Here is a 23,992-nt window from a genome sequence, read left to right as displayed (position 1 = left end):
CCACGGGTATACGTGGGGGAATGCGCCGAACCGCTGTGGGGATCCTGGTCGTTGCCGCACTGCTCGCCACCGCCGCGCCCGGGGAGGCGGCCGGCCTGAGCCGGGACCCGGTTTCGATCATCTACGACCGGGACCACGCGTTGCACGTCCTCAACGGCGGCGCGACCGACGACGAGCTGACGCTGCGGACGCAGGCGCTGGCGTCGAGCGCGTGGACGTTCTTCCGCGGCACTTCGCCGCTCTACTACCGCGACCTGGGCGAACTGCCGCCGTCGCAGTACGCCACCGCGGGCGGTGACGTGTGGCTGACCGGTGACGCGCACCTGGAGAACACCGGCGCCGACCGCGGAGCCGACGACGAAGCGCAGTTCGCGCTCACCGACACCGACGACGCCTGGCGCGGGTCGTGGACGTGGGAGCTGCGCCGCGAAGCCGTGTCGATCGTTCTCGCCGGCCGGGCCGGCGGCCGCAGCGCGACCCGGATCGCGGCCGACGTCGACACGTTCGTCGCCGAGTACGCGCAGTGGATCGCGAAGTTCCACGGCACCGACGACGAGGCGAGCTGGCGGCTGACGTCGGGCAACACCTCCGGCCTCGTCGGGGACCTGATCGACGAAGCCGCGGGGGACAAGCGGGCCGACCTGCTCGCGAAGTGGACCACCGGCGGCCACTTCAAGAGCGATCCGCAGCTGCAGACGGTGTCCGCGGCGACCCGCACCCAGCTCGTCGACGCGATCGCGGCGTACCGCACCACCGCGGGCAAGCCGCTGAAGGCCGCCGAAGCCGCCGTGAAGGACGTGCGGCGGCGGACCGGCGCGGGCACCGGCAGCCTCGGCCGCTTCCGCTGGTACGTGCTCGTCGAGGGCGAAACGCCCGCGGCGTCGGACGACCGGATCCTCGAGCTCAAGCAGGAGGTCGACCCGGCGCCGAAGCCGCTCGCGCCGGCCGCCACCACGCTCACCGGCGGGCAGCGTCCGGCCTCGGCCCTGCGCTGGCTGGTCAACCAGTCGGACCCGCTGGCCGGCTGGGCGAGCGTCGGGACCACCCCGGTGCTGGTGAAGGAGAAGTCGCCGTTCGCCGAGGACCTGAAGATCGGGGACCTGACGACGTCGGCCATCTGGGACGACACCGTCCGCGACGTCGGACGCCTGCTGGCCGCCGCGCACGCCCGTGCCGACCAGGACATCCCCGGCACCGGGCTCGCCTACTCGGCGGACGCGGCGATCGACGGCGCGATCACGTCGGTCTCCGGGTTGCAGGCCGAGACACGGGCCTTCGCGACGAGCTACGCCGACCAGGTCACCCGGGACTGGCAGGCCTACGTCACCGCGAAGAACAGCGGACGGCCGCTCTTCTGACGGCTCAGCCGGACCGGAACATCAGCCGGAGCCCGGCCACCGAGAGCACCAGCGCGGCCAGGAACCACCCGCCGTGCACGAAGTCGCGCGCGGCGACGTCCCCGACGAGCTGCACCGCGAGGTTCACCACGCCGAGCCCACCGACGACCGCGAGCGCCGGCCGGGCGCCCGTCCGGCCGCGGTGGGCGGCGTGGACGAGCAGCGCGAAGAGCCCGGCGCAGCCGGCGAACACCAGCACGGCGACCGGCAGCGGGACGGCTCCGGTGAGTTCGGTGTGGCGGCCGGTCAGGCGGCCGGCGAGCGTCCCGAGGAACCAGCACGCCGTCGCACCCCACCAGGCGAGCGCCGCGGACTGGGCCATCCGCGCAGCGTAGGCGCGATCCGCCCGGCCCCGGCACGGTCGGCGGCCGAACCGTTATCGACCCGGTGTCACATCGGGGTGCTATAAAACGCTACCCCGATGGGACCGGTTTCGCCGCCGCCGGTGCCGCTAGGGTTGATCGTCTGGATGTGCTGGCTCAAGAGCAGCCGAACGGGAGACGCCGGTGACCGCCGCGCTCGACGCATCGTGGGATCCCCGCACGCGCCTGCGGGTGCTGCTGATCGAGGACGACGACGGCGACGCGCTGCTGGTCGAGGAAATGCTGGCGGATACGGACGTGCCGTATTCACTCGAACGTGTCGAAACCCTGGCCGCCGCGCTGAGCGGCCCGCTCACCGCCGACTGCGTCGTGCTCGACCTCCAGCTGCCCGACGCGATGGGCCTCAGCGGGCTGACCAAGCTCGGGCAGCACGCGCCGGGTGTCGCGGTGGTCGTCCTGACCGGGCAGCACGACCAGGCCACCGGCGTCGCCGCGGTCGCCGCCGGCGCGCAGGACTACCTCGTCAAGGACCAGGTCGACGGCCCGCTGCTGGTGAAGGCCCTGCGCTTCGCCCGCGAACGCAAGCGCGCCGAGCAGGTCGAGCAGCAGTTCCTCCAGCAGCAGCTGCTCGCGCGCGAGAACGCGCGCCTCGAACGCGGCCTGCTGCCCAGCCCGCTGCTGCGCGACCCGCACCTCGACCTGGCCGCCCGCTACCGGCCCGGCCGCAACGGTTCCCTGCTCGGCGGCGACTTCTACGACGCGATCGAGCTCGACGACGGCACGGTCCACATGATGATCGGCGACGTCTGCGGCCACGGCCCGGACGAAGCCGCGCTCGGCGTCGCGTTGCGGATCGCATGGCGCTCGCTGGTGATGGCCGGCCTGCCGATGCCCGACGTGCTGAGCATGGTCGAGCGGGTGCTGGTGCACGAGCGGATCGAGCCGCTGTTCGCCACCGTCTGCATGGTCGTCGTCGCGCCGGACCGAAGATCCCTGCGCCTGTCGCTCGCCGGGCACCTGCCACCGCTGCTGCTCACCCCCGGCGACGGTCACCTGCTCTCCGGCGAGCGCCTGGGCGTCCCGCTCGGCGTCGTCGAGGGCGCCAAGTGGGACGCGCTGGAAGTGCCGCTGGAGCCGGGGTGGTCGCTGCTGCTCTACACCGACGGCGTGTTCGAGGGCCGGGTCGGCGCCGGACCCGAACGGCTGGGCCACGAGCGGATGGCCGCACTGGTACTGGACATCGAGCGCGGCACCGAGCTGACCGGCCACGCCCTGCTCGACGAGCTGATCGCCCGCGCCGAACGGCTCAACTCCGGCCCCCTCGACGACGACGTCGCCCTCGCCCTGCTCAGCCACGACCCGGGAGACGCCGCCGATGAGCGTTGACGCACGCGGCTGGCCCATCCGCCGCCGCCTGGCGCTGCTCGCCGCCGTCGAGACCGTGCTGCTGGTCGCCGCCCTGATCGCCGCCGGCGTCGCGCTGCACAACCTCACCGAGGCGCGCACGCGCCTGCTCGACGTGATCGCCCCGCAGCGCCTGGCCGCGACCCAGCTGTCCACGGCTTTGCTGAACCAGGAAAGCGGCGTCCGCGGCTACCAGCTCGGCCGTCAGCCCGCCTTCCTGGTGCCCTACACCGACGGGATGCAGGCGCAGTCCGCCGCGGTCGCGCAGCTGCGGCAGCTCGGCGCGGCCCCGGGCACGCAGATCGGCGACGACCTCGACGCCGTGGTGCGGGCGGCCACCGCCTGGCAGGACGCCGCCGCGCCCACCATCGCCGCCGACGCGCCGCCGGTCACCGCGGACCAGGTCGAGCGCGGCCGGACGCTGTTCGTCGACGTGCGCAGAGCGCTCGACGCGCAGCTCGACCACCTGGGCGCGATCCGCGACACCGGCCGCGCCGACCTGGACGCGGCGGCGCGCTTCCTGAACGCGATGTTCGTCGTCGTCGCCGTGCTCGTCCTGGTGTTGTTCGCGATGCTCTTCCTGGGCCTCCGGCAGGTCGTCACCCGGCCGATCCTGCGGCTGGCCGGCGCGGTCCGCCGGGTCGCCGACGCCGACATCCACAGCCCCGTGCACGGGACCGGGCCCCGCGAGATCGCCCAGCTCGGCGCCGACGTCGAGGCGATGCGGCAGCGCATCCTCGACGAGGTCGCCGAGCTGGAGCAGGCACACGCCCTGCTGGACCGGCGCACGCAGGAGGCCGAGCGGTCCAACGCCCTGCTGGACCGGCGCACGCGGGAGCTGGAGCGGTCCAACGCCGACCTGGAGCAGTTCGCCTACGTCGCTTCGCACGACCTGCAGGAGCCGCTGCGGAAGGTGGCCAGCTTCTGCCAGCTCCTCCAGCGGCGGTACCAGGGCCTGCTCGACGAGCGCGGCGAGCAGTACATCGAGTACGCCGTCGACGGCGCGAAGCGGATGCAGGTGCTGATCAACGACCTGCTGGCCTTCTCGCGGGTCGGCCGGAAGCCGGGCGAGCACGTCGTGGCCGACGCCGGCGCGCTGGTGGACGACGCGATCGCGAACCTGGAGGTCGCCCTCTCGCTGAGCGGCGGCAAGGTCAGCCGCGGCGACCTGCCCGAGGTGCGCGTCGAGCCGGCGCTGATGACGGCGGTGTTCCAGAACCTCATCGGCAACGCGCTGAAGTTCAAGGGCGAGACACCGCCGGAGGTCCGGGTCACCGCCGAACGCGACGGCGGCGACTGGGTGTTCTCCGTGGTGGACAACGGGATCGGTATCGACGCGGAGTACGCCGAACGCGTGTTCGCGCTCTTCCAGCGGCTGCACACGCGGTCCGCGTACCCGGGCACCGGGATCGGCCTGGCCCTGTGCCGCCGGATCGTCGAGTATCACGGCGGCCGGATCTGGCTCGACACCGAGGCCGCGGACACCACGTTCCGCTTCACCCTGCCGGCCCGCGAGGAGCCCGCTCTCGAAGCTCCGGCCCGCGAGGAGGAGGGGACCGCATGACACAGGCGCCGACCCCGATCGACATCCTGCTCGTCGAGGACGACCCCGGTGACGTGCTGATGACCCGGGAAGCGTTCGCGCACCACAAGATCCGCAACCCGCTGCACGTGGCGGAGGACGGCGTCGAAGCGCTGCGGTTCCTCAAGCGCGAAGGGCCGTTCGGGACCGCGCCGCGGCCGGGGCTGATCCTGCTCGACCTCAACCTGCCCCGCAAGGACGGCCGGGAGCTGCTCGGCGAGATCAAGCGGGACCCGGAGCTGCGGACGATCCCGGTGGTCGTGCTGACCACGTCGGAAGCGGAGGAAGACATCCTGCGCAGCTACGAGCTGCACGCCAACGCCTACGTCACCAAGCCGGTCGACTTCGAGAAGTTCGTCGAAGTGGTCCGGAAGATCGACGACTTCTGGGTCACCGTGGTGAAGCTCCCGCACCGGTAGCCGTTTGGCGGGGAGTGCGGCACGATGGGTGGCCGTGACCCCTTCGACGCCGGATCTGCCCGCCACCGAACTGGCGGTGACGCTCGATTGGCGGGGCCGGGCCGCGGTGCTGGCCGTGGCGGGGGAGATCGACCTGGTCAGCGCGCCGGAGTTCGGGGAAGTCGTCGACGTGGTGCTGGCCCGCGGGCCGGAGAAGCTGGTGGTCGATCTGCGCGAGGTGACGTTCTTCTGCTCGGCGGGGCTGCAGGTGCTCGCGGCGGCCCACCGCAGGCTGGCCGAGCGCGCGTTGTGCGTGGTGAGCGATTCCCCGGTGACAGCGGGCCCGCTGAAGACGACCGGGCTCGACACGTGGATCGGCGTCCACCCGACCGTCGACGAAGCACTCGCATGAGGCCGGCACCGTTCCGCTGCCACGGCGTTCCCGCGGCCCCCGGCGCCCTCCGCAGCCTGCGCCACGACCTGATGGCGTGGGTGCTGGCGGCCGGCGTCGACGAAGACCGGGCCGGCGACATCGTGCTGGCCAGCTACGAGGCGCTGGCGAACGTCGCCGACCACGCCTACGGCGCTTCGGGCGACGGGCTCGTGGACGTCGACGCCTCGGTGACCCCCGGCCGGCTCGAGGTGGTGATCACCGACCACGGCCAGTGGCGGACCCCGGTCCCGGACACCCGCCCGGTTTCGCTGCGGGGCCGGGGTTTGCTGCTGCTGCGCGCGAGCGCCGACCGCGCGGACATCTCGTCCGGCGATGCGGGCACGGTGGTCACCCTGACCTGGGACCTCGACCCGGTGCCCGACGCGCGGTGAACGTGGACCGGCCCGTGGCCCGCGGGCCACCGGCCGGTCCCGCCTTCAGCGCCGCCGTCGAGCCCGTTTCCGGCGGCGCGCCCGCCACAGCCTGGCGCTCGCCGAGCCGAGCTGCACGGCGACGTCCAGGCAGGTGAGCACCTGCACCGCGATCTCGAGGTGGTCACGGATTCCCATGCCGGTCACATCCTTCCTCCGGGTTGCGATGTATCCGGAGTACGGGCGGGTGGCACTGTTCGGGGCGGTCGCCGAACGTTCGCCGAACGCGGCGCGCTCACGAGCGTGTCCGGTGTTCGTTCGGCGTTCGACGGTGAACACGTGGGGGAGGGATCGGTGAAGGGCAACAGACTCGATCCGGTGGACGGGAACGCCCCGCCGGCGATGCGGGAGCTCGCGCACGGACTGCGCCGCGCCATGGCCGATGCCGACTACACGGTGCTGCGGGTGCTTGCCGAAGACGCCCAGCTGGCCGCGTCGACCGTGTCCAACGCACTGAGCGGAAAGAGCGTCCCGTCCTGGCGCACGACGCAGTTCCTGCTGCAGACCTGCGGTGTCACGCCCGATGTCCAGTGGCGCAAGGTGTGGGAAGCCGCGAAGGACGCCGAACAGGCATTGGACGGCTCTTCGGCCGGTGACGAACCCGACCTGGAGCGCGACGCCGTCATCCCGCGGCAGCCCGGGTTGTTCTCGATCAGACCGCCCACGGGCAACCTCCCCGCCCGGGTACGGGGCCGGGAAGCGGTGCTCTCCCACCTGACCGGCCTGCTGGCCGAGCCGAAGCCGATGCTGCAGGTCCTGCACGGCCTGGGTGGCTGCGGCAAGACGACCATCGCGCTGGAGACCGCCCGGCTGGCCCAGGAGTCCGGCTGCCCGGTGTACTGGGTGTCGGCCGCCGAACGAGGCGGGTTCACGGCGGGCATGCGGGAGATCGCCCGCGAACTGGGTGTCTCGGCCGACGAGCTCGAGCAGGCCTGGACCGGACAGGCCAGCGTGATCGACCTGCTGTGGCGCCACCTCGATGCCGCGAGCCGGCCGTGGCTGCTGGTGGTCGACAACGCGGACGATCCCGAGATCCTGGCCGCTCCCGGGGCGAGTCCCGGTGACGGCACCGGCTGGGTCCGGCCGAGCCGGTCCGGGACCACGCTGCTGACGTCCAGAGTGGGCAGCCCCGACGTCTGGGGCAGCCAGGCCGAGCGGCACCAGATCGGTGTGCTGGCCGACAAGGATGCCGCCGACGTCCTCGTCGATCTCGCTGGTCACGCCGGCGACCAGGCGCAGGCGACGGCCCTCGCCGAGCGGCTCGGCGGCCTGCCGCTCGCGCTGCGCTCGGCGGGGAGCTACCTCGGCCGCACCGCCCGCGGGGCGGGCCTGCTGCGCCGGCCCGCGCGGATCGCCACGTTCGCCGCCTACCGCCAGGCACTCGGCGACATCGGCACGGACCTGCTCGACGAAGGCCTGCCGCGGCTGAACGAAAGCGACCGGCTCGAACGCCTGCACCGGGGACTGGTCGGCCGCACCTGGGAAATGAGTTTCGACCTTCTCGAGAGCCAGGGAATCGCGCAGGCGCGTCCCCTGATGCGGTTGATCTCCTGCTTGGCGCCGGCGCCGCTGCCCGCTGAACTGCTGGTCCAGGACGGTCCGGGCGCGCCGTCGGTGGACGACCTCGACCGGGCGCTGGAGGCCCTCGTGGACCTCGAGCTGCTCACGGTGCCGCGGAGCCAGGGAGCGGAAACGGACTTCGTCGCCACCAGTTGCGTGGTCGGGCATCGGCTGGTGCTGGAAGCGACCCGGAGCCGGCTCTGTGAACTGCCGTCGGCGGAGCAGCGGAGCACGTGGCGCGCGGCGGCGCGGCTGATCACCGCGGCGGCCGAGCCCGCTCCCGAGGCACCGGTGAACTGGAGCTGGTGGCGGCTGATCCTGCCGCACGTGGCCGCGCTGGTGGCCGCCGTGCCCGACACGGAGGAGGACCTGCTCGTCGAGGTCCTGCGGGCCGGGATCCGCGGGTATGCGTACATGTCCTTTTCCAGCACCTTCGACGGCGACACCGCCTACTGCGAGCTCGTTCTGAAGCGGGCACGCGTACTGCCGGAGAACCACCCGGTCCGGCTCGCGGCACGCCATCGCGCCCTGCTCAGCGGATCGGCCTCGAACGATCTGAAGCTGCGGGAGTACTCGGACATCCTGGCGCGGCAGGTGGAAGTGCTCGGTCCGGACGATCCCGACACCCTCATCACGGATCACCAGCTGGCGCAGGTGCTTTCGGATGGCCGGGACAAGTTGCTCGGGCTTCGGGAGATGCGCCGGGTGGCGGCCCGGCGATCCGTGTTGCTGGGTCCGGCGGATCCCTACACCCTCGTGTCGCAGGGCGAAGTCGTCGCGATCCTCTTCGGCCTCGGGCGAGCGGACGAAGCCGAGGAACTGCTGCGTGCGGTGGTGGACGACTGCCGGCGGCTGCTCGGCGAAACCGATCACTACACGATCATGTGGTCGGCCAGGCTGGCACGGGCGCAGATCCGGCGCGGCGCGACAGACGTCGCCCTGGAGCAGGTGCTCCAGGGGTACGACCGCCGGGCCACGCCGCTGGCCGCCCGGGTCGAGGTCGCCCATGTGCTGGGTTTGCTGGGGCGTCTCCCCGAAGCGGAGCGCGAATACCGGGAGATCCTCGCCCGGCTCCAGGCCTCGGAACTGCAGCACACCTACCGCTACCGCGAAACGCTGCGATCACTCGCCAAGAATCTGATCGAACAGGACCGGACGGGAGAAGCCCTCGGGATGCACGCGGAAGCCGTGGCGTCGTCCGGAGGTCGTGCCGATGTCGACGACTTCGGGTTCGCCCTGCGCTTCGATCACGCCGTCCTGCAGCGGAACACCAAGCGGTGGGACGAAGCCGAGCACGGCTTCCGCACGCTGCTGGCGGAGATCGCCGACGGGACCGTCGCCGACCCCGAGTGGGAGCCTCGGGTTCACCGGACGCTCGCTTCCCTGTTGTCGGATCTCGACCGGGACGTCGAGGCGGAGCGGGAAGCGCGGATCGCCGTCGAGAAAAGCGAACGTGTGCTCGGGCCGGTGCACCGGCTCACCCGGAGTGATCTCTGGCAGCACGCGCGTTGCCTGGAGCTGGTGAACCGTCCCGAGGCGGCTCTCGCCGGTTACCGCAACTGCCTTCGCGCCGAAGTGCAGGTGCTTCCCGAAGACCACCTCAGCCTGCTCCAAACCCGGGCGAAGATCATCAGGTTACGGGTCCAGCTGGGCCAAACCGATATCGAACCGGCGTTGGCCGAGTTTTCCGCGCTGCCGTGGGGAGACAAGGCCACGTCGCGCGAAACCGAGTACCGGCGGCTGGTGGTCGCCGGCGCGCGCAAGCGCTTCGGCGATCCCGAGGCGGCCGTCCGCTGTCTCGGCGAACTCGAAGCCCGCTACCGCGAAGAGGAAACGGCCGACGCGAATTCGTTGCGCCAGTTGTTGTGGGACCAGACGCTGCTTCTGGAAGATCTGGACCGGCCGGCGGAAGCGCTCGCCAAGTGCCGTGAGTACCGTGACCTGCTGTCGGCTCTCCCGAAGCGCAAGGCGAACAGCGAACTGTACGCCGACCGACGTGTGGTGACTCTCCTGCTGGAACTCGGGGCGATCTCCGACGAGGAAGGACTGCGGCGGTACGAAGGCCTGCTGGCGGGGTACCGCGGCGAGTTCGGGCCGTTCGCGGATGCCGTGCTGCAGCTCCGGCGGCGCATCGCCCGGCTGCGCGGCAAGCTCGGTGACGTCGACCGCGCCGAAGACGAGCTACGTGAACTGGTCGGGATCTGCCGCGAACGCCGGGTGCCCGAGGACTTCGCGAGCCGGTCGATGTCCTGGCACCTGGCGCTCTTCCTGATGGACCAGGAGCGCTTCGAGGAAGCACTGGTCGTACTGGAGGCGTGTCACGCGGCGGAGCGGGCCACCTTCGAAGACGCCAAGCACCTGGAGATCCTGCGGACGCGGCGGCGCATCATCATGTGCCGGGCGAAACTGGGGCCGGCTCCCGGTGCCGCGGCCGCCGAATACCAGGAGCTCCTGGCCGACCTGATCGGCGCGGGGCCCGAAGCAGCCAAGACCGCCGACAAGGTGCGGGCGGCGTTGCGCGAGCTGGACCAACTGCCGGCTTCCTGAGGCCGGAGAGCGTGCGGACGGGCCCGGACCGTGCCGGGCCCGCCGCACTGCCTCAGCTGTGGACGACGGCTCCGGTCTTCGGGTCGAGGGTGACCTTGCGGGCCTTCGGCCACCAGAAGTCGAACATCCCGTTGAGCGAATTGGCGCGCGTGTCGAACGAGGAGTCACCGATCCGGCCGGTGAACCAGTTGTCCTCGATGAACTTCAGCACCGACGTCTGGTCCGTCAGCGTGTGGTCGACGTGGTTCACCTTGCTGAACGGCGAAACCACCAGCAGCGGCAGGCGCGGGCCGTAGCCGCAGCGGTCCGCGTACGTGCCCACCGTCGTCGCCTTGGCCGTGCACACCGGCTGGTCCTGCGAAGCGTCGTGCGAGCCGTTGAGGATCGGGGACTTCTGGTGGTCGTACCAGCCGTCCGAGTCGTCGTACGCCAGCACGATCGCCGTGGACTTCCAGTCCGGGGACTGCTGGATCCGGTTGATTTCGCTGACGACGAACTGCTGCTCGTCCAGCGGGTCCGAGTAACCCGCGTGGCCGTCCTGGTACTCCGGCGCCTTCAGGAAGCTGACCGCGGGCATCGAGCCGGCCTGGAGCGCGTCGTTGAAGTCCGCGATGTCGTACTGGTGGTTCGCGCGGTCGGTCTGGCCGATCGCCTGCACCGACGACGGCGGGAGGTGCTTCGGGTTCGCCGTCGACGGGTAGTACTGGAACGGCTCGTGGTGCGGGCTGTAGTCGACGACCGCGTTGCCGCCGATGTTCTGGTGGGTCTGGCCGCACACCGCGTAGCCGTTGGCCGAGCCGGTCGGGCGGAAGCCGCCCTGGAACCAGCCCCACGTCACGCGGCGCTGGTTGAGCAGGTCACCGATGTTGCGGCCGTGCATCGTGGCCAGGTTGTCCTTGCTCGTGTGGTTCTTGCCCGAGCAGTCGTCCCACGCCGGGTCCGGGTCGTTGATCATCGTGCCGATGCCGCCGGAGTCCGGCGACTGCACGGCGTAGGCGTCGCTGACCGGCTCGTGCGTCACCGGGTCGACGGCCTGCACACCGTGGGTGTTGCCCGAGATCAGGTCGATCGCGCCGGGGCTGGACGGGCCGAACACCGTGTTGAACGAGTTGTCGTTCAGGGCGTAGTGCTGGGCGTAGTTCCACATGCCGGTGACGGTGTTGCCGTCGTAGTAGTCCATCACCAGGCCGGGCTCGCCGAACAGGATCGGCTGGCCGGTGCACTTGTCGGTCTCGGTCTTCTCGACGAACTTGTCCATCTTGCCGCCGTTGAAGGCGGCCTGCTCGGCGCCGTAGTTGTGGTTCTGATCGCAGGTCAGTGCCTGCTGGGGGGTGAGCCGCTTCGGGTTGTAGGCGTTCGGGTTGTCGGTCAGCAGCTGGTGGTCCAGGCCGTTGACCTTCGGGGTGCCGTGCGCGGCGGTGAACGGGGTGCCGTCGGTGTTGGCCGCGTCCGGGTACGTGCCGAAGTAGTGGTCGAACGAGATGTTCTCGCCGAAGATGACGACGACGTGCTTGATCGGCGTCGACGTCGGGATCCAGTGGGCGGGGAACAGGTTCAGCGGCTGGGCGTCCGCGGTGGTCGCCGCGGAGCCGGTGACGACGGCCAGCGCGGCCACCGAGGCGAGGGCGCCGGCGCCGAGCAGGCCGCGACGTCGCCGCCGGGTCTTTCTGTCCACAGTGGAGTTCCTTTCGTGGTGGGGATCGCTCACGCGAGCAGGGCGCGCCCGAAGTGGTCGTCCGGGCCGGTGACGCCCGGCAGCGCGAAGAAGTAGCCGCCGCCGAACGGGGAGATGTAGTCGGTCAGTGGTTCGTCGGCCAGGCGCGTCTGGACGGCCTCGAACTGGCGTTCCAGGTCCTGCTGGTAGCAGACGAACAGCAGGCCCATGTCGAGGTTGCCGTTGCTGTCGATGCCGCGGTCGTAGTTCACCGCGCGGCGCAGGATCCGGCTGGCGTCGGTCTCCGGCGTGCGCGGGTTCGCCTTCCGGATGTGGCTGGTCAGCGGGATGACGGTGCCGACGGGGTCGTCGGCGTACCGGGGGACGTCGGTCTCCTGCGTGCCGTCGAGCGGGGCGCCGGTGTCGCGGCGGCGGCCGAACATGTTCTCCTGCTCGGCCAGGGAAACCCGGTCCCAGAACTCGACGAGCATCCGGATCAGCCGGACGACCTGGTAGCTGCCGCCTGCGGCCCAGGCCGGCTCGCCCGTCGTCCACACCAGACTGTCTACTTCGGAGCCGGTGGGGTTGGCGGTGCCGTCCTTGAAGCCCATCAGGTTGCGCGGCGCGCCGTCCGGGCGCGGCGGTGAGCTGAAGCCGTTGAGCTTCCACCGCAGCTGCATGCCGCCACGGGTGGCGCGCGCGATGTCCCGCAGCGCGTGCAGGACGGTGTCGGTGTCGTTCGCCGACAGGGTCAGGCTGAGGTCGCCGTGGCACTGGGCCGGGTCGAGAGCGTCGTTCGGGAACGTCGTCATCGGCTTCAGCTTGGCGGGCTTGAGGTTCGCGAGCCCGTACCGGTCGTCGAAGAGGCTCGCGCCCACGCCGAGGATGACGCCGAGGTCGCTGCCGGGCACGACGGGCCCGAGAACGCCGGAGTCGGCGGGCGGCGCGGTGATCCCGAGCGCGGCGGGCGCCCCGCCGGAGGTGAGGAACCGCGCCCGCTCGGTGATCGCGCGGAAGAGGTCGGCGAGCTCGGCCTTGGACTCGGCGACGGCATCGAAGGAGGCGACGACGGTCTGGGCCGGCGGTTTGCGGAGGATGGCGGCCTGGTGGGGGCCGTGGAAGGGCACGGGCGAGCTGCCGTCGGTGACGGTGGCGGAGGAAGCGCCCAGCCCGGCCCCGGCGGCGACGGTGAGGCCCGCGCCCATCGCGGCCCGGCGCAGGAAGGACCGGCGGGGAAGGTTGGTCACGAGACCCTCCTCGGCTCGGCGATCGCCGCGATCGGGGCCAGCAACTCCGTCAGCTCGCTCACGTCCGCGTTGAGCTTCTGCCGCTGCTCCCGGCTCAGCTCGGCCGGGCGGATCCAGCCGCCGTCCGGGTGGTGGGCCGCGTCCAGTGCCTTCTGCGTGCGGTCGAGCCAGCTGTCCACCTTGGACAGGTCCGGGTACCTCGGTGTCAGCAGCGGCCGCAGCACGTCGAGGACCGCGCGGGTGCCGTCGAGGTTCGCGCGGGCCGTGGCCAGGTTCGTGCCGCTGCCGTAGTCGGTGCGGCCGGTCAGTTCGAACTGCAGCGTGTTCTCCATGATCTCGTGCGCGCGCAGCCCGAGGTCGTTCCCGTCGACCTGGCTGTCGGCGAAGGACGTCTGCAGGGCGCGGGCATCGGTGTCGAGCCGGTCGGCGACGGCGGCGAGCCCGCCCAGGTCCTCGCCGTGCCAAAGGCCCTGCTCCAGGCGGTGGAAACCGGTGAAACCCGGGTCGGCCGGGCCGTCCGGCAGGCCGTCGGCCGTACCGTTGAGCGCGCCGTCGGAGTCGCCGAACGCGTCGTAGGCCGCGCCCAGCCGCTCGTACGTCAGGTGGGCGGTCAGCCACGCCGCCTGGCTCGCCGCGCGGTCGCCGCCGTGGACGGCGCTCTTCAGCGCGCCGGTGTTCGCCACCAGCTCGCCGAGCCCCGTCAGCACGTGTTGCTGGTACGCCTTCAGCGGCCCGAGCAGGTCGTCGTGCGTCACCGGGGCGACGCCCGGCCCGGTCCGCTCGGCGCCGCCGGTGATCCGCACGGCGGGTCCGACGATCGCGCCCGCGTCCTCGGGCAGGCAGCGGAACGCGTAGCTGCCGTTGCCCAGGTTCACCTGCAACGGCCGGGTCGTCGCCGCGCCGAGGCCCTCGACCTCGCCGTAGATCACCCCGGTCGCCGGGTCGATCAGGTCGACCTCGGCCGTCACCGACCCGGTGTTGTGCAGGCGGAACGTCTGCGGCCCCGGCTTCGGATCCGTCCAGCCGGTGCCGCACGCCGAGCGCGAAACGGCGATCTCGGGGTCGACGGCGGCCGCGCCGTCCGGCCAGAACGCCACGACGGCGCCCGCCGCGGCGGCCACGACCACGGCCACCACGATCCAGCGGGTTCGCACTGACCCCGGCACGCGCACTCTCCCGTCACTCGATCGGACCATCACCGGTCACGGATTATGCGAGCCTAACGCCCGCAAAACCGCATCGGATCCGATCGAAAGAGGGAAGTTCACCCGGACTTCAGCCGGCCGAACACAAAAGAGGGAGAATTCAGACGTATCTGGTGCGCCAGATCTGTCTTGTTCGGGACGTTCGACCGGTTTGGCCAGGTCACGGCAGGGGCGCGCCGGTCTCCAGCAGCGTCTTCAGGCTGGACAGCAGGGCGGGCCAGCCCTGGCTGCACATCTCCAGCGTCGTGCTGCCGGGGTCGAAACCGTCGTGGAGCACGGTCAGCTTCACCATTTCCCCGTGCGGCTCGATGGTGAACGTCACTTTGCTTCGGCTCTCCTGCTGCAGTTTCGCGAGCGTTTCCTCGTCGACGCCGTTCGCTTTCGCCCAATCCGCCGTGAATGTGTGCCAGGTGTAGGAAAGTCGGCGATGGGGTTCCGATTCGAGGACGACCTGTTCGGGATCGCCCGTTTTCGCGCCGCGTTCGCCCCACGTCATCGGCGAGCCCGGTTTCCAGTCGGTTTCGAAGGAGACACCCCAATACCGGCTCGTGAACGCCGGGTCGGTAAGCGCTTGCCAGAGTTTCTCCGGTGTCGTGTTGATGTAGGTGGTGTACGCGAAATCGTTCATCGGTGCGGACTCCAGTGCTCGTTTCAGATCGGCCAGCGCGCCGGCCCGCCGCCGGTCGTAGCGGGTCATCCAGCGCTCGGCGATCGCGTTGATCGGGCCTGCGTCGAGGTGGTGCAGCTTCTCCCGGCCGCGCCAGGTGGTCGTGATCAGCCCGGCCGCTTCGAGCACGGCCAGGTGCTTGCTCACCGACTGGCGGGCCATGTCCAGCCCCGCGCACAGCTCGCGCAGGGTCTGGCCGTTGCGCTCGTTGAGCACGTCCAGCAGCTGACGGCGGCTGGGGTCGGCCAGCGCCTTGAAGACCTCGTCCATCGCGCCTTCCCGTCGATATGCAGCCTCCCGGCTGCCTTTTGACGATAGGCAGCCGGGAGGGTGCATGTCAACCGGGAGTCATCGGAAGCGGATCACCGTGATGCTCGCGAGGACGAAGAACACCAGGACGATCAGCGTGCCGGTCTGTCCGCTGGAGGAGCGGGTCACCACCTGGTCGACGGCGCCGGTCAGCCGCACGCCGCACTCGGCGATCACGGTGTGCCGCCCGGCCTCGATGCGGGTGAATTCGACCGGCGCGGTGAAGGCGCCGGAGTCGTCGGTGTAGGCGGTGCCGACCTCGGTGCCGTCGGACGTCAGCGTCACCATCCGGCTCGGCAGGCACCCCCGCCCGGAGGCGGAGAGCGCCTCGCCGGGCTTGATGCTCGGGCGGTCGAGCACCAGTTCGCCGGGCTTCGGCGCGGTGGTGGCCGTCGTGGGGCTGCCGGGCGTGTCCGTCGGGGTCGTCGACGTCGACGATGGCGGCGGGGTCGTCGTGGTCGGCGCCGGCGTGGTGGTCTTCGGGGTGGCGGGGGTCGTGGTGGTGCCCGGCCGGGCCGGCGGCGTGGTCACCGGCGGGGGCGGCGTGGTCGTCACCGGCGGCGGAGGCGTGGTGGTGGGCGTGGTGGTGGTGACCCCGGTGACGACGAACGTGCCACTGGCGGTCTGCGGCTGGCTGGAGCAGGTCGCGGTGACCGTGTAGGAGCCCGGCTTCGCGGAGGTGGGGACGGCGGTGTCGAACTGCCCGCTGGACGCCGGGGCCACTTTCGAGCCGAGCGCCGAGCCCGCCCAGGAGAAATTGAGGATCCGGCAGGTCGGGAAACCGTTCCAGGAAATGGTGAACGAACTTCCCGCCGGCCCGCTCGACGGTTTCAAACCAACCGACGGCGGAACTTGTGCGTCACCCGTGCCCGCCGCCGCGAGCAGAAGCAACGTTCCGGCCACGGCGCCGAAAAACAGCCGAACCACGAATCGCATTGGGACGTCCCTCCCCGGTGTGTGCTCGCTGTAGCATTCCAGGCCAGTCGGTAAAGCAAGTAGGGGATGCCCAATGGGACGTGTCATCGCGGCGGGGGTTGCGTTGGGTTTGTGCGCGATGTTGCTGGGCGCCCCACCCGCCTCCGCGGACTCCGGCTCGCTGCGGCTGCAGGTGTCGATCGACAAGCGGCCGATCGAGGACGCCACCGTCCCGATCGATCCGGCGAAGCAGGTCGAACTCCAGGTCGTGGCGACCAACCCCGGCGCCGCGCCGGTGAAGGTCCGCAGCGTGCGGCTCTCGGGCGTCGCGCTCGCGTTGACGTTCTTCGCCTACGACACGACCGCGCCCTTCGAGGTGCCGGCCCGCGGCTCGGTGTCCCGGACGTTCGTCCTCGACCTCGGTGACCTGGCCGGGCAGGCGACCGGGCTGCTGCCGTCGTCGGTCGAGCTGCTCGACTCCGGGCGCGGCACGCTCGGCGAGGCGACCACGGTCGCCGACGTCCGCGGCTCCTTCTGGTCGGTCTACGGCGTCTTCGGCCTGGCGATGCTCGTGCTGACGATCCTCGCCTGGGCGACCGCGCTGCTGGCGCTGGCCCGGCACCGGCTGGCGCCCAACCGCTGGCGCCGCGGCGTGCGGTTCCTGCCCGCCGGGTTCGGCACCGGCCTGGTCGCGGTGATCAGCCTGTCGGTGCTGCGCCTGGTCCCGCCCGAGCCCGCGGTCGAGATCCCGGTGGTGCTCGGCGCGGCGGCGATCGCCTTCGTGCTCGGCTACCTGACCCCGCACCCGGCCCCGCCGGCGGTGACCGGGAGTGACGAGACCGTCCGGCTGCCGGTCCCGTCCACGCAGGAATTCACCCGATGAGCGCACCGGCCGAGCTGGTCGCCGCCCTGCCGCAGTACGACATCGGGGAATCGATCGGCGAGGGCGGCATGGGGGTCGTGTTCGCCGGCGTCCACCGGACGCTGGGGCGCAGCGTCGCGATCAAGCAGCTGCCGTGGGACGTGCTCAACCACGCGGCGAGCAGTGAGCTCTTCGACCGCGAAGCCCGGGTGCTGGCCAGCCTGGACCACCCGCACATCGTGCCGGTGTACGACTACGTCCGCACCGGCCGCGAGCACCTGCTGGTGATGGAGCGGCTCGACGGCGGCACGGTGCACAGCCGCTTCCACGGCGGCGGTGTCAGCGGCGAGCAGGCGTGCGCCATCGGCCTGGCGATGCTGGCCGGGCTGCACGCGGCGCACCGGGCGGGCGTGCTGCACCTCGACGTCAAGCCGCGGAACCTGCTGTTCAGCACGCAGGGCGTGGTGAAGGTGGCGGACTTCGGCATCGCCCGGGTGATCAGCGAGGGTGCCACGCTGGTCACGCACGGTGGCGAGATCCTGGGAACGCCCGCGTACATCGCCCCCGAGCAGGCGATGGGCAACGCCCTGAGCCCGGCGGCCGACGTGTATGCGGCGGGGACGGTGCTCTACGAGCTGCTGTCGGGCCGGCTGCCGTTCGACAACACCCGCGGCGCGATCAGCATGATGCGCCAGCACATGTTCACCGACCCCCAGCCGATTTCCGGGGTGCCGGCCCCGATCGCGGTGGTGGTGATGCGCAGCCTGGCCCGCGAGCTGGACGCGCGGTACCGGGAGGCGGAGTCGTTCGCGGCGGACCTGGCGGCGGCCGCGACGGCGGCGTACGGGGCGGGGTGGCTGGAGCGGTCCGGGGTGCCGGTGCTGCACCTGACGCCCCGGGTGATCGCGGGGCTGAACTCGGCGACCGCACCGGCGCCACCGGCGGAAGCGAGGACGCGCCCGGTGGCGCGGCCGGGTGCCACGCTGGTCGGGGCGCCTGACGGGAAGGCCGGGCCGGGCGCCGAGGGCACCGGGTGGCCCGGCGGCACGGGCGGGGGCGGAGCGGGCTGGCCTGGTGGCGAAGGCGGCGCCGGGGTGGCCGGAGCAGGCAGGCCTGGCGGCGCCATCGGTGCCGAGGGTGCCGGTGCTTCCCAGGCCGTTGTGGTGTGGCTGCGGCTGGCCGCCGCGGCCGCGGCGACCGTGCTCGTCGTGCTCGCCCTGCTCAACCCCGTCCGGCTGGCGCACCAGCCGTCCGGCGCGCTGCAGCTCGGGGGTTCACCGGTCTCGGCGCCGGTCGAGGTGGATCTCAGCAAGCCGCTCGTTCTCACCGGGCCCGGGAATCCCGGCCCGGTGGCGCTCGATCTCTCCGCCGCCGGGATTCCGCTCGGGTCCGCGACCACCCAGGCCAAGCCCGACGGCAACGGCTTCACCGCCGAACTCACTCTGCCGGCGATCGCCCGGTGGATCGTCGGGGGCGCCGTCACCGCCGATGTGCGCACCGGTTCGGCCACGCAGACGTTCACCCTGCTCACCAGCCAGCACCCGCTGGCCAGCGCCATGGGCGCGGGCAGCCTCATCCTGGCGTTGTTCGCCCTCGCCTACCTCGAATCGGGGTTGCGGACGATCCGCAACGGCCACCGCTGGCGGGGCGCGGCGGCCGGCGGCCCCGTGCTCGGCCTGCTGTTCGGCGCCGCGGTGTGGCTGTGCGTGTCGGTGCTGCGCGTGCACGAGCCGTCGCCGGGATTCGGGGCCGGGTGCGCGGTGGCGGGCGCCGTCGCGGCCGGGCTGGTCGTCGCGGCCGCGCGGCGCCGGGCGTCCACAGTGGTCAGTCGACCATCCGGACGGTGACGTGCGGGCTGTAGCTCTTGCGCCGGCTCCACCCCTGCTCGGCGCAGAGGCTCAGCTGGATGGCGCGGTCGGCGGGCGCCCAGTAGCCGGTGCGGACGAAGTAGCCTTCCATCGTGTTCAACGCGCCGAGGCTCTTGCGCGCCGAGCACATCTCCCAGCCCCACTGCCGCCCGGTCTTCTCGACGCCGTTGCGGCGCACGGAGATCCGCGGGTTGCCGACCGCGCGGATGTCCTCGCCGCCCTCGGTGACGTAGACGACGCCGTCGATCTTGTAAAACCGGTTGTTGTCCAGCAAGGACACCTGCCCGGACAGGCTGATCCCGACCCGGGCGCCTTCGTCGCCCGTGAGCGTCCAATCGAGACAGAATTCCTGGACCGGGAGTTCCAGCGACTGGGTCATGACGAGTTTCCCCTGTTCTCACGGAGCGTCCCTTTCAGAAGATAGGGATTTTCCGGACGCCGGGAAGGGGTTGAGACGATCTTCACCCGAAGCGGTTCCGGTGTCGGATGCCTTGTCGTGCATGGGTTTTCAGGCGATGGAGTGACACGTGGCACGGCGGGTGACAACCGGTGCTCCGGCCGGGTGGTCTTCGGTGCACAGGTGGCTGTCGGTCACTGTGTGTGAGCACATGGTAAAGGAACCATTACCTTTGCCGGGACGTTGGCCTGGGCATGACTGTCATCGAGCTGGGCCGGCGTGATCTGCTCGTCGTGGCGGGGCTGCCGGGGGCGGGGAAGACGACCATGCTCCGGCACGCCGCGGCCGGTCTGCCGGTGCTGGACTCCGACCAGGTGCGGGAGCGGCTCGGCGCGATGCTGCCGGCGGTGCCCTACCGGTGGTACCGGCCGGCGGTCCACGCGTGGCACCGGGCGCGGATCGTCCGGTGGGCGCTCGGTGAGGACGGTCCGGTCGTGGTCCACGAGCCGTCGACGCGGGCGTCGACCCGGGGCCTGCTCGCGGTGGTCGGTTTCGTGAGCGGGCGGTCGGTGCGGTTGTTGTTCTTGGACGTGCCGGCGGAGGTGGCGCTGGCGGGGCAGGTGAGCCGGGGGCGGGTTGTGCGGGCCCGGTCTTTCGCCCGGCATGTTCGGCGGGTGGGGAAGTGGCGGGAGGAGTTGCTCGGTGGGCGGGCGCCGGTTGGGTGGCGGAGTGTTCTGGTTGTCGACCGGGCTGGGGCGGGGCGGACTCGGCTGGTGGCCGAGGAGCTTGTGAGGAGTTGAGGGTTTCGGCGATCTGGGCCTGATCTTTCTGGTGGTGGTTCCGCCGATCGGGTCGGCAGGGGGTGTGGCCGGGGCCTGTGGCTTGTCTTGGGCGGTGATCCGGCCGCTCTGAAGGGAATACCCCTCCTCTTGGTCTGGACAACTCGTACATTGGTCCAGACAATTAGGGTCTCTCGCTGACTGGAGGACCCGATGAGGCGCTCCCGATTGTCTGCCACCCTCGCCGCCCTGGTGCTCGCGCTCTCGGGGGTTCTCGCCGTCCCCGCCGCCGCGGCCAACCTTCTTGCCAACCCCGGCTTCGAAGCCGGCTCTCTCTCCGGCTGGACCTGTGCCAACGCCGCCGTTGTCGCCGGCCCCGTCCACTCCGGCAGTCACGCTCTCGCCGGTACTCCGGTCGGTGCCGACTACGCGCAGTGTTCCCAGACCGTCTCCGTTCAGCCCAACACCACCTACACCGTCTCCGCCTGGGTGCGCGGTAACCCCGTCTACCTCGGGATCACCGGTGGTCCCTCCACGTGGTCCGGGAATTCCGCCGCTTACAACCAGCTGCAGCTCGGCTTCACCACCGGTAACCAGACCTCCGCCCAGCTCTACCTCCACGGCTGGTACGGCGCCGGTACCTACTACGCCGACGACGTCGTCCTCGATGGGCCCGGTGGGAACACCCCCGGTACCCCCACCTCTCCCGGCACTCCGCAAGTCACCGCCGTCACCAGCAGCTCCATCGCCCTGAGCTGGGGCGCCAGTGCCGGGACCGTCACCGGGTACCGCGTCTACGAAGGCTCCTCCGTCGTTGCCGACGTCACCGGAACGAGTGCCACCGTCAGTGGGCTCGCCTCCTGTACCACCCACAGCTACACCGTCGCCGCCTACAACAGTGCCGGCGAGTCGGTGAAGAGCGCCGTCGTCAGTGCGACCACCACCGGCTGTGTCGATACCGGCCTGCCCAAGCACGCCCTCGTCGGGTACCTGCACGCCAGCTTCGCCAACGGCTCCGGCTACGTGCGGATGGCCGACGTCCCCGCCGCCTGGGACATCATCGATCTTGCCTTCGGGGAACCCACCTCCGTCACCTCCGGGGACATCCGGTTCACCCGGTGTCCCGTCGGCGAATGCCCGAACGTCGAGAGCGATGCCGACTTCGTCGCCGCCATCAAGGCCAAGCAAGCGCAGGGCAAGAAGGTCCTCATCTCCATCGGCGGGCAGAATGGCCAGGTGCAGCTGACGACCGCCGCCGCGCGGGACAAGTTCGTCAGCTCCGTCTCCGCCATCATCGACAAGTACGGCCTCAACGGGCTCGACGTCGACTTCGAAGGGCACTCGCTGTCGCTCAACGCCGGGGACACCGACTTCCGGAACCCGACCACGCCCGTCGTCGTCAACCTGATCTCCGCGCTCAAGTCGCTCAAGGCCCGCTACGGCTCCGGGTTCGTGCTCACCATGGCTCCGGAAACCTTCTTCGTGCAGGTCGGCTACCAGTTCTACGGCGGTACGAGCGCCGGCGACGCGCGGACCGGCGCCTACCTCCCCGTCATCCACGCGCTGCGGGACTCGCTCACCGTGCTGCACGTCCAGGACTACAACTCCGGGCCGGTCATGGGGCTCGACAACCAGTACCACAACATGGGCGGCGCCGAGTTCCACATCGCGATGACCGACATGCTCAAAGCCGGCTTCAGCGTGGCGAACACCGGGCAGTTCTTCCCCGGTCTGCGGCCGGACCAGATCGCGATCGGGCTGCCCGCCGCCGTCAGCGCGGGCAACGGCTACACCTCACCCGCCGACGTCCAAACGGCGGTGAACTGCCTGGTCAAGGGCAGTGGCTGCGGCTCGTACACGCTGCGCGGCGGGACGTCGCCGAACTTCCGCGGGCTGATGACGTGGTCGGTCAACTGGGACAAGTACTACGGCTGGGAGTTCCAGAACAGCCACGAGCCGTTCCTGAACGCCCTCCCCTGACGCGGGCAGTGTGCCCCGCCGCGCGGGTGGGGCACACTGCTGACGTGGTGAAACCGGCGCAGGGCGAGTCCGTGCTCCGCCGTGTCGTGCGCATCTTCGAGACCTTCGGGCCGGACACGCCCGCCCTGCGGGTCACCGACATCGCCCGGCGGGCGGACCTGCCCGTCGCCACCGCGTCGCGGCTGGTGGAAGAGCTGGTCGGGCACGGGTGGCTGCGGCGCGATCCCGACCGGCGGGTCCGCGTCGGCGTCCGGCTGTGGGAGCTGGCGTCCCGCGCGTCGCCGACGCTCGGGCTGCGCGAAGCCGCGATGCCGTTCATGGAGGACCTGCACGCCGTCGTCGGGCACCACACCCAGCTCGCCGTGCTGGAGGACCGGGAGGTGCTGTTCGTCGAGCGGCTCTCGGCGCCCGGGGCGGTCGTCAACGTGACGCGGGTGGCCGGCCGGTTGCCGCTGCACGCGTCGTCGTCCGGGCTGGTGCTGCTCGCCCATGCCCCCGCCGAGCTGCAGGAGCAGGTGCTGGCCGGTCCGCTGGAAGCCTTCCGCCGCACGACGCTGACCGACGCGGGCCGACTGCGCCGGTTCCTCGCCGACGTCCGGCGCACCGGCTACGCGTTCTGCGCCGGGTTCATCGACGAAGAGACGACGGGCATCGCCGTCCCGCTGCGGGGGCCCGGCGGGGCCGTCGTCGCCGCGCTGTCGGTGATCGTGCCCAACGACCGCAACGCGCGGACGCAGATCCCGGCGCTGCGGGCCGCGGCGCGCGGGATCTCGCGGGCGATGGGGAATTCCTCTCACTGAATGAGAATGCCGTAGTGGCCGGCGGGGCCGCCGATCCATGCTCGGGCTCTCCCGCGGGAAAGGACGTTCTCCAGTGCGCACCCAGGTCGTCATCGTCGGCGCCGGCCCGGCCGGGCTGCTGCTGTCCCACCTGCTCGGGCTCGAAGGCATCGACTCGGTGCTGCTCGAGCGGCAGACCGCGGAGTACGTCCAGGCGCGCATCCGCGCCGGCATCCTCGAGGCGGGTACGGTCGAACTGCTGCGGAAGGTCGGCCTCGGTGCCCGGCTGGACGTCGAGGGCATGGAACACCGGGGCATTTACCTGCAGTCGCCGGGGGAGCGGCACCACGTCGACTTCACCGACCTCATCGGCCGGTCCGTGACGGTCTACGGGCAGACCGAGGTGACCAAGGACCTGATGGCGGCGCGGGAGAAGGCGGGCCGCGCGGCGTACTACTCGGCCACCGACGTCACGCTGCACGACGTCACCGGGAAGCCGTCCGTGACCTTCCTGGACTCGGACGGGGTCGCGCGGCGGATCGACGCGGACGCCGTCGTCGGCTGCGACGGCTTCCACGGGCCGAGCCGTGGGTCGGTCCCCGAGCCGCAGGTGTGGGAGCGGGCCTACCCGTTCGCGTGGCTGGGCGTGCTGGCCGACGTCGCGCCGTCGACCGACGAGCTGATCTACGCCTGGCACCCGGACGGGTTCGCGATGCACAGCATGCGCTCGCCGCGGGTGAGCCGGTTCTACCTGCAGGTGACCCCGGACGAGGACATCGCGCAGTGGAGCGACGACCGGATCTGGACGGCGCTGTCGACGCGGCTCGGCGTTCCGGGGTGGACGCTGGAGACGGGGACGATCACGGAGAAGAGCGTGCTCCCGATGCGCAGCTTCGTGACCACCCCGATGCGGCACGGGAACCTCTACCTGGCCGGGGACGCGGCCCACATCGTGCCGCCGACCGGGGCGAAGGGGCTGAACCTGGCGGTGGCGGACGTCGCGTTGCTGGCCCGGGCGCTGACGGCGTCCTTCCGCGGCGACGACCGGCTGGTGGACGCGTACTCGGAGACGGCGTTGCGGCGGGTCTGGCGCTGCACGCACTTCTCGTGGTGGATGACCTCGATGCTGCACCGCCACGGCGACGACTTCGACGCCCAGCTCCAGCTCTCCCAGCTCCACCGCACGGTGACGTCGACGGCCGCGAAGACCGAGCTGGCCGAGAACTACGCCGGCCTCCCGCTGTCGTGAGTGGCA

At 71.3% G+C, this 23,992-nt stretch carries 22 protein-coding genes; 14 read left to right on the top strand and 8 right to left on the bottom strand.

Annotated features, from left to right (window positions below):
- Positions 1-20: 20 nt before the first annotated feature.
- Positions 21-1,358: a DUF2252 family protein gene (locus ACWED2_RS00570; protein WP_449688297.1), complete on the top strand. Its 1,338-nt coding sequence runs from the start codon at positions 21-23 to the stop codon at positions 1,356-1,358.
- Between the two features lie 4 nt (positions 1,359-1,362).
- Here the strand turns inward: ACWED2_RS00570 and ACWED2_RS00565 are convergent, their stop codons facing one another.
- Positions 1,363-1,719 carry a hypothetical protein gene (locus ACWED2_RS00565; RefSeq protein ID WP_449688296.1) on the bottom strand — a complete coding sequence of 119 codons (357 nt, stop codon included), beginning with the start codon at positions 1,717-1,719 and terminating at the stop codon, positions 1,363-1,365.
- A 184-nt stretch (positions 1,720-1,903) separates the two neighbouring features.
- On the opposite strand from ACWED2_RS00565, the gene ACWED2_RS00560 reads away from it, so the two are divergent.
- Genes ACWED2_RS00560 through ACWED2_RS00540 form a run of 5 tightly spaced genes read left to right on the top strand, consistent with a single transcriptional unit; the run spans position 1,904 to position 5,929 of the window.
- Positions 1,904-3,106, top strand: a complete 1,203-nt coding sequence (locus tag ACWED2_RS00560) for a PP2C family protein-serine/threonine phosphatase (RefSeq protein ID WP_449688295.1) — start codon at positions 1,904-1,906, stop codon at positions 3,104-3,106.
- The gene (locus tag ACWED2_RS00555) at positions 3,096-4,688 is read left to right on the top strand and encodes a sensor histidine kinase (protein WP_449688294.1); all 1,593 of its coding nucleotides are present in this window, start codon (positions 3,096-3,098) and stop codon (positions 4,686-4,688) included. Before ACWED2_RS00560 ends, ACWED2_RS00555 begins: the two co-directional genes overlap by 11 nt.
- Entirely contained in the window at positions 4,685-5,125 is a 441-nt protein-coding gene (locus ACWED2_RS00550) for a response regulator (RefSeq protein WP_449688293.1), read from the top strand. The genes ACWED2_RS00555 and ACWED2_RS00550 overlap by 4 nt, the downstream gene beginning before the upstream one ends.
- Before the next feature lie 34 nt (positions 5,126-5,159).
- Entirely contained in the window at positions 5,160-5,516 is a 357-nt protein-coding gene (locus ACWED2_RS00545) for an STAS domain-containing protein (protein ID WP_449688292.1), read from the top strand.
- Positions 5,513-5,929 carry an ATP-binding protein gene (locus ACWED2_RS00540; RefSeq protein ID WP_449688291.1) on the top strand — a complete coding sequence of 139 codons (417 nt, stop codon included), beginning with the start codon at positions 5,513-5,515 and terminating at the stop codon, positions 5,927-5,929. Before ACWED2_RS00545 ends, ACWED2_RS00540 begins: the two co-directional genes overlap by 4 nt.
- 45 nt (positions 5,930-5,974) lie before the next feature.
- On the opposite strand, the gene ACWED2_RS00535 is transcribed toward ACWED2_RS00540, so the two are convergent.
- A complete protein-coding gene (locus ACWED2_RS00535) occupies positions 5,975-6,106 on the bottom strand; it encodes a hypothetical protein (protein WP_449688290.1) in 132 nt (43 codons plus the stop codon).
- Between the two features lie 156 nt (positions 6,107-6,262).
- On the opposite strand from ACWED2_RS00535, the gene ACWED2_RS00530 reads away from it, so the two are divergent.
- Positions 6,263-10,075: a tetratricopeptide repeat protein gene (locus tag ACWED2_RS00530; RefSeq protein ID WP_449688289.1), complete on the top strand. Its 3,813-nt coding sequence runs from the start codon at positions 6,263-6,265 to the stop codon at positions 10,073-10,075.
- Positions 10,076-10,127: 52 nt separating this feature from the next.
- On the opposite strand, the gene ACWED2_RS00525 is transcribed toward ACWED2_RS00530, so the two are convergent.
- The 5 genes from ACWED2_RS00525 to ACWED2_RS00505 form a co-directional block, all read right to left on the bottom strand.
- A complete protein-coding gene (locus tag ACWED2_RS00525; RefSeq protein ID WP_449688288.1) occupies positions 10,128-11,750 on the bottom strand; it encodes a phospholipase C in 1,623 nt (540 codons plus the stop codon).
- Positions 11,751-11,779: 29 nt separating this feature from the next.
- Complete coding sequence (locus ACWED2_RS00520) at positions 11,780-12,976, bottom strand: Dyp-type peroxidase (RefSeq protein ID WP_449688287.1); 1,197 nt, start codon at positions 12,974-12,976, stop codon at positions 11,780-11,782.
- The gene (locus ACWED2_RS00515) at positions 12,973-14,130 is read right to left on the bottom strand and encodes an EfeM/EfeO family lipoprotein (protein WP_449688631.1); all 1,158 of its coding nucleotides are present in this window, start codon (positions 14,128-14,130) and stop codon (positions 12,973-12,975) included. Before ACWED2_RS00515 ends, ACWED2_RS00520 begins: the two co-directional genes overlap by 4 nt.
- Before the next feature lie 211 nt (positions 14,131-14,341).
- Positions 14,342-15,118: an ArsR/SmtB family transcription factor gene (locus ACWED2_RS00510; RefSeq protein WP_449688286.1), complete on the bottom strand. Its 777-nt coding sequence runs from the start codon at positions 15,116-15,118 to the stop codon at positions 14,342-14,344.
- Positions 15,119-15,196: 78 nt separating this feature from the next.
- Positions 15,197-15,445: a hypothetical protein gene (locus ACWED2_RS00505; protein WP_449688285.1), complete on the bottom strand. Its 249-nt coding sequence runs from the start codon at positions 15,443-15,445 to the stop codon at positions 15,197-15,199.
- Here ACWED2_RS00505 and ACWED2_RS00500 point away from each other — a divergent pair.
- From ACWED2_RS00500 to ACWED2_RS00490, 3 genes are all read left to right on the top strand, one after another.
- Positions 15,420-15,818, top strand: a complete 399-nt coding sequence (locus tag ACWED2_RS00500) for a hypothetical protein (protein ID WP_449688284.1) — start codon at positions 15,420-15,422, stop codon at positions 15,816-15,818. The two genes, ACWED2_RS00505 and ACWED2_RS00500, sit on opposite strands and share 26 nt — an antisense overlap.
- A gap of 348 nt (positions 15,819-16,166) precedes the next feature.
- Entirely contained in the window at positions 16,167-16,955 is a 789-nt protein-coding gene (locus ACWED2_RS00495) for a hypothetical protein (protein ID WP_449688283.1), read from the top strand.
- On the top strand, positions 16,952-18,781 hold the full coding sequence (locus tag ACWED2_RS00490) for a serine/threonine-protein kinase (RefSeq protein WP_449688282.1): 1,830 nt from the start codon (positions 16,952-16,954) through the stop codon (positions 18,779-18,781). Before ACWED2_RS00495 ends, ACWED2_RS00490 begins: the two co-directional genes overlap by 4 nt.
- Here the strand turns inward: ACWED2_RS00490 and ACWED2_RS00485 are convergent.
- Positions 18,759-19,181 carry a hypothetical protein gene (locus tag ACWED2_RS00485; RefSeq protein ID WP_449688281.1) on the bottom strand — a complete coding sequence of 141 codons (423 nt, stop codon included), beginning with the start codon at positions 19,179-19,181 and terminating at the stop codon, positions 18,759-18,761. The genes ACWED2_RS00490 and ACWED2_RS00485 overlap by 23 nt on opposite strands.
- Positions 19,182-19,453: 272 nt before the next feature.
- On the opposite strand from ACWED2_RS00485, the gene ACWED2_RS00480 reads away from it, so the two are divergent.
- The 4 genes from ACWED2_RS00480 to ACWED2_RS00465 all read left to right on the top strand — a co-directional run bounded on the left by ACWED2_RS00480 (position 19,454) and on the right by ACWED2_RS00465 (position 23,986).
- Positions 19,454-19,999: an AAA family ATPase gene (locus ACWED2_RS00480; RefSeq protein ID WP_449688280.1), complete on the top strand. Its 546-nt coding sequence runs from the start codon at positions 19,454-19,456 to the stop codon at positions 19,997-19,999.
- Positions 20,000-20,206: 207 nt separating this feature from the next.
- A complete protein-coding gene (locus ACWED2_RS00475) occupies positions 20,207-21,958 on the top strand; it encodes a chitinase (protein ID WP_449688279.1) in 1,752 nt (583 codons plus the stop codon).
- A gap of 47 nt (positions 21,959-22,005) precedes the next feature.
- Positions 22,006-22,758, top strand: a complete 753-nt coding sequence (locus ACWED2_RS00470; protein WP_449688630.1) for an IclR family transcriptional regulator — start codon at positions 22,006-22,008, stop codon at positions 22,756-22,758.
- Between the two features lie 73 nt (positions 22,759-22,831).
- Complete coding sequence (locus ACWED2_RS00465) at positions 22,832-23,986, top strand: 4-hydroxybenzoate 3-monooxygenase (protein ID WP_449688278.1); 1,155 nt, start codon at positions 22,832-22,834, stop codon at positions 23,984-23,986.
- The last annotated feature ends 6 nt before the right edge of the window (positions 23,987-23,992 follow it).

The organism is Amycolatopsis sp. NPDC005003 (assembly GCF_053600695.1).
This window is presented reverse-complemented; position numbering and strand designations above follow the sequence as displayed.

Bases quoted from the DNA above. Each gene is read 5' to 3' on its own strand.
- ACWED2_RS00535 (WP_449688290.1), bottom strand. From the start codon at position 6,106: ATGGGAATCCGTGACCACCTCGAGATCGCGGTGCAGGTGCTCACCTGC.
- ACWED2_RS00565 (WP_449688296.1), bottom strand. From the start codon at position 1,719: ATGGCCCAGTCCGCGGCGCTCGCCTGGTGGGGTGCGACGGCGTGCTGG.
- ACWED2_RS00510 (WP_449688286.1), bottom strand. From the start codon at position 15,118: ATGGACGAGGTCTTCAAGGCGCTGGCCGACCCCAGCCGCCGTCAGCTG.
- ACWED2_RS00550 (WP_449688293.1), top strand. From the start codon at position 4,685: ATGACACAGGCGCCGACCCCGATCGACATCCTGCTCGTCGAGGACGAC.
- ACWED2_RS00505 (WP_449688285.1), bottom strand. From the start codon at position 15,445: ATGGTGACGCTGACGTCCGACGGCACCGAGGTCGGCACCGCCTACACC.
- ACWED2_RS00570 (WP_449688297.1), top strand. From the start codon at position 21: ATGCGCCGAACCGCTGTGGGGATCCTGGTCGTTGCCGCACTGCTCGCC.
- ACWED2_RS00485 (WP_449688281.1), bottom strand. From the start codon at position 19,181: ATGACCCAGTCGCTGGAACTCCCGGTCCAGGAATTCTGTCTCGATTGG.
- ACWED2_RS00540 (WP_449688291.1), top strand. From the start codon at position 5,513: ATGAGGCCGGCACCGTTCCGCTGCCACGGCGTTCCCGCGGCCCCCGGC.
- ACWED2_RS00555 (WP_449688294.1), top strand. From the start codon at position 3,096: ATGAGCGTTGACGCACGCGGCTGGCCCATCCGCCGCCGCCTGGCGCTG.
- ACWED2_RS00495 (WP_449688283.1), top strand. From the start codon at position 16,167: ATGGGACGTGTCATCGCGGCGGGGGTTGCGTTGGGTTTGTGCGCGATG.
- ACWED2_RS00480 (WP_449688280.1), top strand. From the start codon at position 19,454: ATGACTGTCATCGAGCTGGGCCGGCGTGATCTGCTCGTCGTGGCGGGG.
- ACWED2_RS00490 (WP_449688282.1), top strand. From the start codon at position 16,952: ATGAGCGCACCGGCCGAGCTGGTCGCCGCCCTGCCGCAGTACGACATC.